Genomic DNA, 13022 nt, shown 5'->3' with positions numbered 1-13022 from the left:
GTGCTGCCCGCCCCACCGATGAATCCACGAGCGTCGATCGGTCAGCACCGGCATGAGCCCTGATGACACCGTCGAGTTCGACGTACCGCCGCACCATGCCGCTCATCCGGCACTGGAAGACCACTACACCGCACTACTGGACGCCCACCGCCGGCCCGTGCGGATCGCCCTGCTGGTCGGGAACGTGCTGAGGCCCGCCCCCGGCGACCTCCAACGCCTTTGCAGGTTCGGAGTACTCGCACGGCGGGCGGGCCATCAGGTCGTCCTGCGCGGCGTCGGCCCCCAACTGAGAACGGTGCTCGACCTCACCGGGCTGGCCGACACCCTCCACGAGGGCTGAGGGCATGTCAGCCCCGCGGATCCTCCGTCAACCGCATCGGCAGACCCCACAGCGGGAACAGCCGATCGACATCCATGTAATTGGTCATCATGGCGATCCGACCGTCCACGATCTCCAACACCATGATGCCCCACGGCGTCCAGCCATTGCCGTCCTCCGCCGCCCGGTACTGCGCGAACGCCGGCGAACCGTTCGCCTCCACCGGCAGCATCCGCGAGTTGACACACCCCCGGCCCGGACCCTTCCACCACACCTCGAGTTCCTCGATGCCCTGCAGCCACATCCGGAACGGCGGCATGTTCAGCACCGCGTCCTCGTGCAGCAGCCGCTTCAAGCCCTCGATGTCGAACGCCTCGAACGCCCGCACATAGCGGGCCAGCAACGAACGCTGCGCCTCGTCCAGCGGCTTGAAGGTGTCACCCGGCGACCCCGCGCCGTCCGCCAGCGTCGCCCGGGCACGCTGCAGCGCGCTGTTCACCGACGCCACCGACGTCTCCAGCAACTCCGCGGTCTCCGCCGCCGACCAGGCCAGCACCTCGCGCAGGATCAGCACCGCGCGCTGCCGGGCCGGCAGCTTCTGCAACGCCGAGACGAACGCCAGCCGGATCGACTCCCGGCCCAGCGCCACCTCCGCCGGATCACCCGCCAGCACCCGCCCGTCCGGCACCGGGCCCACCCAGATGCTCTCCTCCAACTGCGTCAGATCCGGCGCCCCTGCCGCACACGGCGAGGTCAGATCCATCGGACGCGCCCGCCGCTGCGCCGCCGGACCCATGTCCAGACACACGTTGGTGGCGATCCGGTACAACCACGTCCGCAGCGCCGCCCGCCCCTCGAACCCGTCGAACTTCGACCAGGCGCGGACCATCGTCTCCTGCACCGCGTCCTCGGCCTCGAAGGCCGACCCCAGCATGCGGTAGCAGTATGCCGTCAGCTCGCGCCGGAACGGCTCCAGCTGCTCCGCAACCCCATCACGATCCATGATCATTGGCACGCCCGACACCCTAGTGCGCACCTCTGACAACCGGTGCCGGTGATCGCCCCGCCGGGTGGCTGATCGCGGCTGATCGCGGCTGATCACTGCCGAGCCGGGCGACCGGGTCCGGGGCCGGTTCCGGGCGTCTCCAAGGACGCCTACCAGCACTGGCCCGCCCACATGAACGGCGAGATGGTCGAGGACCGGCCGCTGCGCATGCGGACCGACGTCCGCAACGCCCTCACCGCCTACGGACCCGAACACGGCCGGCTGCGCCGCCTGATCAGCCCCGCGTTCACCGCGCGGCGGATCCGGGTGCTGGCCCCCGAGATCGAGCGGATCGCCGCCGAGATCAAGCGGATCGCCGCCGAGCTCATCGACCGCATTGCCGCACAGCCGCAGGACAGCGTGGTCGACCTGCGGAACGAATTCACCTGGGTGCTGCCGCTGATGGTGGTCAACACCCTGCTCGGCGTCCCCGAAGACCTGCACGACGCGTTCCGCGCCTGCATCGGCCACCTCTTCGACACCCACGCCACCCCCGAGGAAGCCGTCCGCAACGGCGAGGCCGGCTACGCCCAACTCGCCAACCTGGTCGAGGCCAAGCGCCGCACCCCCGGCGAGGACGTCACCACCGCGCTCATCCAGGCCCACGACGAGGAGACCGGCACCGGCCTCACCGAACGCGAACTCCTCGACAGCCTGCTGCTGTTGATCGGCGCCGGCCACGAAACCACCGTCAACCTGCTCGGCAGCGCGATCATCGCACTGACCACCCACCCCGAACAGCTCGACGCCCTCCGCAAGGACCCGTCCCGGTGGTCCGACGTGGTGGAGGAGACGCTGCGCCTGCGGCCGCCCGTCGCCAACATCCTGCCGCGCTTCGCCGTCGAGGACCTGCACGACGAGGCGGGCGGCATCACCTTCGCACGCGGCCCTGCCTCCATCCGATGAACGGCGATGGCGGGGGCGGGCAGCCCTCCCGAGGTGGTGGCCGCACGCCGGCCCGCCCGACCGGTGAGGCCGGCGGGGCGGGACGGCGGGGCAGCGGAATCCAGGGTTGCGGCGATGCGATTGTCCGGCAAGCCCGTTGGGGGTGAATGGCCGGGCGACGGTCGGCGCCGGCCGGGGATGTTCGGCCGTCTGCCCGAAATGACCTCAGGGGCAGCACAGTTGTGCGGTGACGGCCGTCCGGCGTGGACCGCTGGACCGCTGGGCCGGTGAGGCCGATCGACAGCGGCGGGTTCGGTGTCGAGCGGTCGAACTGCGCGGCAGCCTGGATCTTGAGTTCTCATCTCTCCGGCGGCGCGGGGCCCGCTCGGGCGAGCCGTTCGTGGTCGCGTGTCGGCTGACGGTCGGCTGACGGTCGGCTCGGTGTCGAGGGCGGCGGCGGAGTGGGCGGCCGAGATCAAGGCCTGTCCGGTCCGCCTGCGGTTGACGCCGACGTGCGGTGAGCTCTCCGTCCGCAGGTCCATTCGGGTCTGCCTCGAACTCGGGGTGGGACGGCTGCCGCCCCGGCCGGGGGCAGCCGGTGGACTGCCGGGGACGGTCTCCGGATCAGGAGGTCTGTGCGGCGATGCCGGCCAGTACGATCTCCAGGCCCGCCTCGAACTCCGCGGCGGGGGTGGGGTGTTCGGCCCCCACGATCACCTCCGCGAGCAGCGGGTGTCGGCCTGCGTCCAGCACACGTCCCAGGTACGGGGACATCGCCTTCCGCCACTGCTCCTCGGAGCGGTTCTCGGACCGGTCCGCGTGACGTTGTGCCAGTTCGGTGCGCAGGGCGCCCACCAGGTAGGCGTGGAAGGCGGCGGCGGCCCGGCGGAGTTCGGTGGGGCGGCCGGTGAGGTTCGGGGCGGTGTTCAGGACGGACAGCCGGGCCTCCAGGGCGGCCAGTGCGTTCGGGCCCAAGTGCGGGCGGCCGCCGAGGAGTTCGGGGAACCATTCGTGGCGGAGTGCGGCCCGCCTGGTCAGGGTGGCGATCAGCCGCAGGCCGGACTGCCAGTCCTGTGACGGATGGCCGGGGGCCGGGGCGGGCGGGACGATCTCGGCGTAGACCGCGTCAGCGAGGAGGTCGAGCAGCTCGTCCTTGGTGTCCACGTACCCGTACAGCCGCATCGGGCCGACCTCAAGCGCTGCGGCAACCCGGCGGATCGAGACGCCCTCCAAGCCGTCCGCGTCGGCGAGTTCGAGGGCCGCGCCGACGATCAGTTCGCGGCTGAGCGGGTGCGGGGTCCGCCGCGCGGGCGGTTCGGGGCGGTCCCAGATCGGGGTGGGGGAGGTGGGGTCGATGGTGTGGTGGGGCGTCATGAAAATAGTCTCCGCGTAGATGATGTCGGGCGCGCTCACCCCTGGCGATACAGTGTATCGAGCGATACGGTGTATCAACCAGGAGGGGGACACGCATGTCCACGATGTCCGCGCAGACAGCTACCGAGATCGGAATTGTCGGAGGCGGCCCGGGCGGCCTCACGCTGGCCAGGCTGCTCACCATGCGGGGCATCCCGGCCACGGTGTACGAACGCGACGCCGGGCCGGACGCCAGGCTCCAGGGCGGCACCCTCGACCTGCACCTGGACACCGGCCAACGTGCGCTGCGCGCAGCCAAGTTGGAGGAGGCGTTCGGTCGGCACGCCCGCCCCGAAGGGCAGGACATGCGCCTGCTCGACCACACCGGCACCCTGGTGTACCGCGAGGACACCCCCGACCCCGCGCCCGGGGACGCCCCGGCGCCCCGGCCCGAGATCGACCGGACCGACCTGCGCGAGCTGCTGCTCGGCTCGCTGCCGCCCGGCACCGTCCGGTGGGCGCACACCCTGCACGCCGCCAACCCCGCGCCGGGCGGCGGTTGGGAGTTGCACTTCGCCGACGGCAGCACGGCCGAACACCGTGTGCTGATCGGCGCGGACGGCGCCCGCTCCCGGCTGCGCCCGCTGCTCACCGACGCCGAGCCGCGCCACCTGGGCGTCAACACCGTCGAGGGGACCATCCCCGCCATCGACCGCACCCACCCCGAGCTGGCCGCCGCCGTGGGGCGGGGCAGCTACTGGGTGATCGGCGAGGGCCAGTCGCTCGCCGCACAGCGCTGCTCCGATGGGCGGGTCCTGGTCCACCTGTCCTTCCACGGCCCCGCCGACTGGCCGGCCAGCTGCGGCATCCCGTTCGACCGCCCCGCCGAGGCCCGGCCCGCGCTGCTGGAGCTGTTCGCCGACTGGACGCCCACCTGCCGCGCGCTGATCGCCGCCTGCGAGGGCGAGCTGACGCCCCGTCCGCTCGCCGCTCTCCCCGTCGGCCTGCGCTGGCCGCACCGCCCCGGCCTCACGCTGCTCGGCGACGCCGCGCATCTGATGCCGCCCGTCGGCCTCGGGGCCAACACCGCGATGCGCGACGCCCTCGAACTCGCCGACGCCCTCACTGCCCACCCCACCGACCTGGGGAGGGCGTTGCGCGCCTACGAGTCCGAGATGTTCGTCCGCACCGCCGAGGCCGCCGCCGACTCCGACCGGGTGATGGCCCTCGTCCACTCGCCGGCCGGTGCCCGGGGCGTGGCCGCCTTCTTCAACGGTGACCTCGGCGGTGACCTCAACGGCGACCTCAGCGGTGACCTCAGCGGTGACCTCAGCGGCCGGGGCGCGGCGGGCGCGTAGGGCGCTTCGTCCGAGGGGTGGTCGGGTGGGCCGGGCGCGCTGCCGTGCCGGAGCCGGCGACCGGGGAGACCAGCGCAGCCGCCGTACCGAGCGCGGCCGCGACACGCAGCTTCATGCTCTGACCCTCCGTGGGGGATGGGGCCTGGATCTGCCTCCAAACCAGCGGCGGGTCCCTGGCCCTGCGGCAGCGGCGGGTGGGGTGCGGGCGGAGTGTTCGGTGAGGACGGGGCGCCCCTTCGGCGCGGGATGAGGGGGTGAGCCTGGGATCCTGTTGGTATGAGCACACTTTCGAGCACGCCGCCGGACGGACTGCCCCGCTACCGCGTCCTGACCGGGCCGGACGACGCCGCGTTCTGCCACCGGGTCAGCGAAGCGCTCGCCCTGGGCTACGAACTGCACGAGGGGCCCGCCGTCACGTTCGACGGCGAGCGCGTCATCGTGGCCCAGGCGGTGCTCTGGCCGAAGTAGCGGGATCTCAGGCGTTGGGGCGCAGGCGGCAGGGGTGGACCAGGTACGGGCCGAGCAGGCCTTCGCGGTCGCCGTTCTTGTAGGCGATGGCGCGGCCGGTCAGCCCGGTGCCGTCCGTGCGGAGCTCCAGTCCGAATGAGGGACTGTTCAACCGGGCGTCCCTGGTGGGGAGTTGGAGGTCGGCGGCGAGTTGAATGCGCCAGCTGCGGGAGGCGACCGCCGGGACGGTGACCGGGGGGAGGTCGGCGAGCCGGACCCGGACGTGACCGTCGGTCAAGAGGGAGAGGTCGAGCGGGATTTCGCCGTCGGCGGTCTCGATGTGGCCGGTCCAGCTGCCCGGGGTCAGGGTCAGGGCGGCGGCCGGGTCGGTGACGGGCTGCAGGTGGCCCGGATCGAACTCGGGGACCAGGGCGTCCATCAGGTGCCGGACCACGGCGTTGCGGGCGGACTTGTCGGTGCTGTTGGTCAGGACGGCGAGCGAGAGTTCACGGTCGGGCAGGTCGATCATCATGGTGGCGACGCCGCCCATGCCGCCGCCGTGGCTGGAGATCACCGAACCGTTCGCGCGCTGGACGATCCGGCCGAGACCGTAACCGAGCCGGTCGGTGATGGGCGGGGCATCGAGAACGGCCGCAGCGGTTGCCGGCCGAAGCAGCCGCGCGGAACGGCGGGCGAACAGGGCGATGTCGCCGGCGGTGGCCCAGCCCGCCCCGGCGGAAGAGACACTGCTGCGGCAGCTGGGGTAGCTGCGGCCGTCCGGGGTGTAGCGCTGCGCGACAGACGCGTCGGCGGGCGGGAGGTCGGCCAGGTCGAAGGAGGTCAGGCCGAGCGGGGCGGCGATCTGCTCGCGCAGGAAGGTGCGCAGGGGCTGGCCGGTGGCCTGCTCCAGGAGACGGCCGAGCTCCCGGTAGCCGAGGTTGGAGTACTCGAAGTCGCTGCCCGGCTCGCGGACTTGGCGACAGTAGGCGGCGGGGTCGATCGGTGACGGATCCTCGCTGTAGTGGAAGTCGTAGTACGCCGGGAACCCGCCCCGGTGCTGCATCAGCTGACGCGGCGTCGGCACCGTCGCCCACGGGTGGCGGCCGGGCAGCGGCGCGTCCAGGTCGAGCAGCCCGCGATCGGCGGCCAGGCACACGGCGATTGCCGTGAACGACTTGGTTATTGACGCCAGTCCGTAGACGGTCTCCGGAGTGGCGGCGCGGTTCGCCGCGACGTCCGCCAGTCCGTAGGCCCGCGCGAACACCAGCTCGTCGCCCTGCGCCACGGCCATGCTCGCCGACGGGCACCCGTGCGCCGTCAGCGCCTGCTCGCAGAACTCGTCCAGCCCGTCCAGCACACCCGACCCGTCCAGCACGCTCATGCCCTCCCCTTGATCGCTCCCCCTGGATCGTAACCGTCCACCCTCGAACGGCCGTGACCCGCCTGCCAGTTCGGCACCTGTGGAGGAGTGGGCGCGGCGTCAACTTCGCGCCGGGCCACGCCGAAGAGTCGGCTCTGCCTGAACACCTGCGAAGCAGGTCGCTGGGAGATCCTGCGACTGACCGCCCCCGCGAGGGCTTGCCCGGCGGCTGCTGCCGGGGGAGCCGCCGGAGCTAGGGGACGGGCGTGGCGCGGAGGGCGACCTCGAGTTCGAAGCGGGCGTCGGGGGAGGACAGGGACGGGCCGAAGAGGCGGTGGACGCGGTGGAGGCGCTGGCGGGCGGTCTGGGGGTGGATGCCGAGGCGGGCGGCGACCTGGGGGGCGGTGCCGCGGCCGGTCTGGAGCCAGGCCAGGAGGGTGGCGGCGAGGCGCTCGCGTTGCTTGGGGGTGAGGGGGGCGAGCGGGGCCAGGCGGCGTTCGGCGATCAGGCGGACCAGGGCCGGGTCGGTGAGCAGCAGCAGGTCCGCCAGGCGTTCGCGGCAGTCCACCGGCTGCTCCGGGGCCTGCGGGAGGGAGGCGCGGAGCAGCCGGGCCCAGCGCAGCGACTGCGCCGCCAGGGCAGGTGGCACCGGCGGGCCGATCACCGCGCCGCGCCCGTGCAGGGCGGCGGCGATTCGCGGGTCGGCCAGCGTCGTCGCCGGGTCGGGCAGCAGCAGGTGCGGTTGCGGGCCGTCCAGGTTGACCAGGACATGCTCGGGCAGCCGCCCGCCACCCGGCGGCCGGGAGCCGAACGCGGCGACGCGGGCCAGTGGTTGACGGGCAGTGGGAAGCGGTACGGGGGAGCGCGGGTCGAGTGACACCCCGGCGAGCAGTGCGGGCAGCGGCCAGTCCGCGGACTGCGCGGCGGCAGTGAGTTCGGCGGGCCCGGCACCGGACAGTAGCAGGTCGAGCAGCCGGTGCCGGGCCCGGCCGAGTGCGCCCGCCCGGTCGGTGCGGGCGTCCATGTAACCCTGCACGCTGGCCGCCGCGACCTCATCGATGTGCGCGAACACCGCCTCGGCCAGCGTGACCAGCTGCTCTGGGCCGAGACCGCGACGGCGGGCCACCCGGGCGTACCGGCGCCACGCGATCCGGGCGCCGAGCCGGAACGCCGCCTGGAGGGCGTCCAGGCTGCGGCCCTCGGCGAGTTCGCCCCGGCCGAGTGAGCGGTAGACCCGCACCTGCCGGGGGCCGGGGGCGGGCAGCCCCGCGACCCGGTCGACGAACTCGGCGAGCGCGGTCTCCACGCCCTGCTGGATTCCGGCGCCGAATTGGCCGGAGAGCGGGCGGGCGAATTCCGGGACGGCGGACCTGATCTCCCGGATGATCTCGGACGCCAAGGATTGCTGCTCCGCCCTGAGTTCGGCCGACAAATCGCGCGGAAGTCCCTCCCACGGCCCAGCCAATTCCGATCCTCCAGGTAGCGATAATCCGTTCCACCGGAGTCCCCGCGAACACCGGTGGCGGTCGGGGACAGGGGGAGTATGCGGCGGCGCAACCCGGCGGTCAATAGGCCCGGCGCAGGCATGCGGGCCCCGTCCGGGAGGTCGGACGGGCGGAAACGCTCACCAGCGTGACAGGTCAGGAGGAGGGGGCGGCCAATTCCTGGCATCCATCGATGGCCTTTTCTCGGCCTTGGGGCGGCGTCTTGACGGTCCGTCAGGTGAAAGGTTGCGGAATTCCGGGCCGGACGACAGCGGGGGCGGACGAAAGCGGCGGCGGCAGTGGAATGCGGGGAAAGCGCGGAGCCGGCGGGTGTTTCCTTCCTGGCAGGGCGGTAACGGAAGGTTCAACGGCGGCAGGCCGGGTCGAGGGGTGCGCGTCGCGCCGGGTCGGCAGGAGGGTGGCGGCGAGGGGCGGGTGGCCGGCGGTGCGTCGCGCCGGGTCGGCAGCAGGGTGGCGGCGAGGGGAGGGCGGTCGGTGCTCCACTGTCGCGGCGGCCTCGGAGAGCGCCCGGTCCGAGGCCGGTCGGCGGGGTGTCGATCCGGTCGAGTGGGGCGCTGTGGCGTGCGGGGCGGGTGGTTCGCGGTCAATCTGAGTTGCCGCGCTGTCATCCGGATGGCAAACCGGACGGAGTCAGTCCCAATCCTCCAGGGGGCAAGATTCACCTGATTGGGTGCACCCTCGGCCATGCGGGCGGCCCTGGGAGTGGCGAAGATCTACTGTTCGGGAGGCGGTGGGCGGCCCGGTGACCCGAAGTCCCGCCGAGACCCTCAGCCATTCCCCTTGATCTTGATCTTTGCCAAGAACCCCACCCACCCACGGATCTGACGCAGCGTCAGTTCTCGTGGCGAGACGAAGGAGAGCCCGGCCCGATGTCCGTGGACAGCAGCCCGGAGACTCAGCAGGCGCAGCGCCAGCAGACCAGCCTCACCACCGCCGCCGCACGCAACCTGGCGACCACCACCAAGTCCGCACCGCAGATGCAGGAGATCACCTCCCGCTGGCTGCTGCGGATGCTGCCCTGGGTGCAGACCTCCGGCGGTACCTACCGGGTCAACCGGCGTCTGACCTACACGGTCGGCGACGGCCGGATCGAGTTCATCCAGACCGGCGGCGACGTCCGGGTCATCCCCCGGGAGCTCGGTGAACTCGCCCTGCTGCGCGGCTTCGAGGACGACGACGTGCTGTCCGCGATCGCCGACCGCTGCGTGCAGCGCGACTTCCGGGCCGGGGAGACCCTGGCCGAGCGCGGCACCCCGTCCGACAAGATCCACCTGATCGCGCACGGCAAGATCAACCAGGTCTCCACCGGCAAGTACGGTGACGACGCGGTGGTCGGCGTCCTCGGCGACGGCGACCGGTTCGGCGAGAACGCCCTGCTGGACGGCGACGCCAGCTGGGACTACACCGCCACCGCCAAGACCTCCGGCACCCTGCTCACCCTCAGCCGGGCCGACTTCGAGTCGGTGCTCGCGCAGTCCGAGAGCCTCCAGGCCCACATCCGGGACTTCGCCAGCCTGCCGCTGCAGCGGCAGAACGAGCTCGGCGAGGCCGAGATCGCAATGTCCGCCGGCCACGCGGGCGAGTTCCAGCTGCCCACCGCGTTCGTGGACTACGAGCTCAAGCCGCGCGAGTACGAGCTGTCCATCGCGCAGACCGTGCTCCGGGTTCACTCCCGCGTCGCGGACCTCTACAACCAGCCGATGAACCAGATCGAGCAGCAGCTCAAGCTCACCGTCGAGGCGCTCCGCGAGCGCCAGGAGCACGAGCTGATCAACAACCGCGAGTTCGGTCTGCTCTCCAACTGCGCCTTCGACCAGCGGATCCAGACCCACGCCGGCCCGGCCACCCCCGACGACCTGGACGAACTGCTCAGCCGCCGCCGCGACTCCGAGTTCTTCCTCGCCCACCCCAAGACCATCGCCGCGCTCGGCCGCGAGTTCAACTCGCGCGGCCTGTACCCCGACACGGTCGACCTCCAGGGCCACAAGGTGCCCGCCTGGCGCGGCGTGCCGATCCTGCCCTGCAACAAGATCCCGATCACCCGGGAGAACACCAGCTCCATCCTGGTGCTGCGCACCGGCGAGAACAACCAGGGCGTCATCGGCCTGCACCAGACCGGCATCCCCGACGAGTACCAGCCCAGCCTGTCGGTCCGCTTCATGGGCATCGACGAGAAGGCTGTCATCAACTACCTGGTCACCGCGTACTACTCCGCGGCCATCCTGGTGCCGGACGCGGTCGGCGTGCTCGAGAACGTGGAGATCGCCGTCCGCTGAGGCAGGGGCCGAGAGCTGTTACGAGGAAGACCACGGTGGACCGTCGGAGGCCGTAACCAAACGGCGCTCCACCTAGGGCCTGTCCGGCCGATCTTGCCGGGCGCGCGACGCCGGATCATCCGCCCCCAGCCCTGGCGGGCCGGGAGGTGCCCCCACCCCCAGCCCTGGCGGGCTGGGAGGTGCCCCCACGGACGCACCGCCGAAACATCCAAGTACACCCAGTACGAGGACGTTCCGGCGGCACGCCCAGCCGGGCGCGAAATGGGGGTACCTCCCAGCCCCCAAGGGCTGGGGGAGCCGCGCGCTGATCCGACAAGATCGGCCGGACAGGCCCTAGTTGAGGGTACGTCGGATTGATCATGCTGTTTCGTTTCTGCGGCGGAACGGCACCGGTCCTCCGACGTGCCCTCGACTGCGCTCCGGCCGTCACGGGGCCGGCTCGATCGTCCACAGCCACAGGAAGGTTGGACCAGGCCCATGCACACGCCCAGGCAGCGGAACGACCGGCCGCCCGCGAACAGCGGGGCAGCGGCGGAGACCTTACCTGCGCCCGTGCCGCGACGTGGAGTTCGGACGGCCGGGGTGCTTGTCGGTGTCGCCGTGGGGTGCGCGGTGCTCACCGGGGCCACCCAGACCACCACTCGGACCGACACGACGGTGGGCGGTCGGGGCGACGGGCGGTGGATGGAGATCTGCGTCCACGTGCACACCTCCGTCGACGTCGCCGGGTCGTACGTCGAGATGGACGTCGAGGGCGGGGCCGGCGTCCCGTTCCCGCTGAACCCGCAGCACGGGCCACAGGGGGCCAAGGGGGACAAGGAGGACGGGGGGGACGGGGGTAGACACGGGGACAAGGGGGGTCACGGCGGGCACGGCCATAGCCATGGCGGGGGAGACGACCAGGACGGGGACGGGGACGGACACGGGCACCACTGCCACCCGAAGCCGGCGCCCAGTCCCACACCGACACCAGCACCAACTCCCAAGCCCAGTCCGTCGCCGACGCATTCGCCCGCGCCCTCGCCTTCGCCGGTACCCACCCCGACGCCGACACCGCCGAAGCCCGCGCCGCCGACACCCGCGCCGGTGCGGCCCACGCCCACTGGCAGCGCCGCCGCGCCGATCGCGCCCGCGCCGCCCACCCCCGTACCGGAGACGCCTGCCCCGAGCCCCGCGCCGACGTCGTCCGTCCGGCTGCCGCCGCCGCTGGTGCACGCCGCACCGCCCAAGCGTCACGGTGCCCCGACCACCACCCGGATGCTGGTGGTCACCGTTCCTGCGGTGATCGCCGCCGCGGCGCTGCGTCCGAGCGGGAAGTCCCGGGCTGCGGCCGGGCGGCGCGGGCGTTCCTGACGCCGCGTCAAGTAGGCGTCGTTTCAGTCAAGTTGTTGATGCAAGCTACAGGAGAGGACCTGTCATGTCCGAATGGGTGGCGCTCGCCCTCGCGATGGCTGGGGCGTGCCTGGTCGTCGTCGCGGTCATGCTGGTGAGGCACCGGAAGACCGACGGCCACGAGGACACCTCGGAGACGCCCGACGTCATCGAGTACATCACCATGATGATCGGCGTCGTGTACGCCATCGTGCTGGGCCTGGCGATCGCCGGCGTCTGGGAGACCCGGTCGTCCGCGCAGGACGAGGTGCAGCGAGAGGCGCAGTCGCTGCACGAGGTCGGCGTCCGGGCCGAGGTGTTCCCCGCCGACTACCGGGCGACGGTCGTCAAGGACATCGACGCCTATGTGTCGTTCGTGGTGAACAACGAGTGGCACCACATGCGTACCGAAGGGGAACTCTCCCCCGAGGGAACCGAGTTGCTCGCCAAGCTGCGTACCGACGTGGCCTCCCGGGCTCCGCAGAACGACATCGAGGCGCAGGCGTACCAGTCGATGATGGACAAGATCGCCATCGCCGACGAGACCCGTAACTCCCGTGGCGGCAACACCGGTCCGACCATGCCCGGGGTGGTCTGGTTCGGCCTGATCGTCGGTGCCCTGGTCACCATCGGCATGCTGTTCGCGCTCCAGATCCGGCGCTCCGGACGGGAGTTGGTGCTGGCGGGCACGTTCAGCGCACTGATCGGCTTCTCGCTGTTCCTGATCTGGGACTTCGACGACCCGTTCGGGCGCGGCATGTCGGTCACCACGCAACCGTTCCTCGACCTGTTCCCCTCGCTCAATCAGTAGCCGGAGCGGCGGAGATGAGGAACATCCAGCCGCCCCGGGCCGGTTCGCACATTACGCTGGGGACGGCCGCCCCCGAGGGGACGCGGGACCGGTCCGGGGAGGTCGCGCGGTGTGCCGCCACGAGCGGTGCGGGCGCGGCGGCACAACACGCAACGGGGAGACACGGCATGGGGGCGCAGGACGCGGAGGGGCGGCGCTGCGGCGATTCGCCGGCGGCGAGGACGGGAACGGGCCCGGTGAGGACGGGAGCGGGCCCGGCGAGGGCGGGTTCGGAGGCGGCAGGTTCGAAGGC

The 13022-nt window shown here is 72.1% G+C and carries 11 protein-coding genes; 7 read left to right on the top strand and 4 right to left on the bottom strand.

The window, feature by feature from the left end:
* Positions 1-52: 52 nt before the first annotated feature.
* The gene (locus tag ACZ6R9_RS31865; protein WP_465542105.1) at positions 53-340 is read left to right on the top strand and encodes an STAS domain-containing protein; all 288 of its coding nucleotides are present in this window, start codon (positions 53-55) and stop codon (positions 338-340) included.
* A 7-nt stretch (positions 341-347) separates the two neighbouring features.
* Here ACZ6R9_RS31865 and ACZ6R9_RS31860 read toward each other — a convergent pair whose 3' ends face one another.
* A complete protein-coding gene (locus tag ACZ6R9_RS31860) occupies positions 348-1328 on the bottom strand; it encodes a sigma-70 family RNA polymerase sigma factor (RefSeq protein WP_380487671.1) in 981 nt (326 codons plus the stop codon).
* Between the two features lie 168 nt (positions 1329-1496).
* On the opposite strand from ACZ6R9_RS31860, the gene ACZ6R9_RS31855 reads away from it, so the two are divergent.
* On the top strand, positions 1497-2270 hold the full coding sequence (locus tag ACZ6R9_RS31855) for a cytochrome P450 (RefSeq protein WP_465542103.1): 774 nt from the start codon (positions 1497-1499) through the stop codon (positions 2268-2270).
* Between the two features lie 603 nt (positions 2271-2873).
* Here the strand turns inward: ACZ6R9_RS31855 and ACZ6R9_RS31850 are convergent.
* Positions 2874-3623: a TetR/AcrR family transcriptional regulator C-terminal domain-containing protein gene (locus ACZ6R9_RS31850; protein WP_465542101.1), complete on the bottom strand. Its 750-nt coding sequence runs from the start codon at positions 3621-3623 to the stop codon at positions 2874-2876.
* Positions 3624-3718: 95 nt separating this feature from the next.
* Between ACZ6R9_RS31850 and ACZ6R9_RS31845 the strand changes: the two genes are divergently transcribed.
* Positions 3719-4960: an FAD-dependent oxidoreductase gene (locus tag ACZ6R9_RS31845; protein ID WP_465542099.1), complete on the top strand. Its 1242-nt coding sequence runs from the start codon at positions 3719-3721 to the stop codon at positions 4958-4960.
* A 276-nt stretch (positions 4961-5236) separates the two neighbouring features.
* Positions 5237-5428 carry a DUF1737 domain-containing protein gene (locus ACZ6R9_RS31840; RefSeq protein WP_380487505.1) on the top strand — a complete coding sequence of 64 codons (192 nt, stop codon included), beginning with the start codon at positions 5237-5239 and terminating at the stop codon, positions 5426-5428.
* 7 nt (positions 5429-5435) lie between these two features.
* Here the strand turns inward: ACZ6R9_RS31840 and ACZ6R9_RS31835 are convergent, their stop codons facing one another.
* Both ACZ6R9_RS31835 and ACZ6R9_RS31830 read right to left on the bottom strand, forming a co-directional pair.
* Complete coding sequence (locus ACZ6R9_RS31835) at positions 5436-6788, bottom strand: serine hydrolase domain-containing protein (protein WP_465542096.1); 1353 nt, start codon at positions 6786-6788, stop codon at positions 5436-5438.
* 232 nt (positions 6789-7020) lie between these two features.
* Entirely contained in the window at positions 7021-8232 is a 1212-nt protein-coding gene (locus ACZ6R9_RS31830; protein WP_465542094.1) for a PucR family transcriptional regulator, read from the bottom strand.
* A 909-nt stretch (positions 8233-9141) separates the two neighbouring features.
* Here ACZ6R9_RS31830 and ACZ6R9_RS31825 point away from each other — a divergent pair.
* From ACZ6R9_RS31825 to ACZ6R9_RS31815, 3 genes are all read left to right on the top strand, one after another.
* On the top strand, positions 9142-10548 hold the full coding sequence (locus ACZ6R9_RS31825; RefSeq protein ID WP_380487512.1) for a family 2B encapsulin nanocompartment shell protein: 1407 nt from the start codon (positions 9142-9144) through the stop codon (positions 10546-10548).
* A 1086-nt stretch (positions 10549-11634) separates the two neighbouring features.
* Positions 11635-11901, top strand: coding sequence for a hypothetical protein (locus ACZ6R9_RS31820; RefSeq protein ID WP_380487514.1), 267 nt, complete (start codon positions 11635-11637; stop codon positions 11899-11901).
* Between the two features lie 64 nt (positions 11902-11965).
* Positions 11966-12730 carry a bestrophin-like domain gene (locus ACZ6R9_RS31815; RefSeq protein ID WP_380487516.1) on the top strand — a complete coding sequence of 255 codons (765 nt, stop codon included), beginning with the start codon at positions 11966-11968 and terminating at the stop codon, positions 12728-12730.
* Positions 12731-13022: the final 292 nt, after the last annotated feature.

The sequence above is a fragment of the Kitasatospora sp. NPDC048662 genome, from assembly GCF_055587065.1.
The sequence above is the reverse complement of the archived record's forward strand: the minus strand, read 5'-3'. Positions and strand labels throughout refer to the sequence as shown.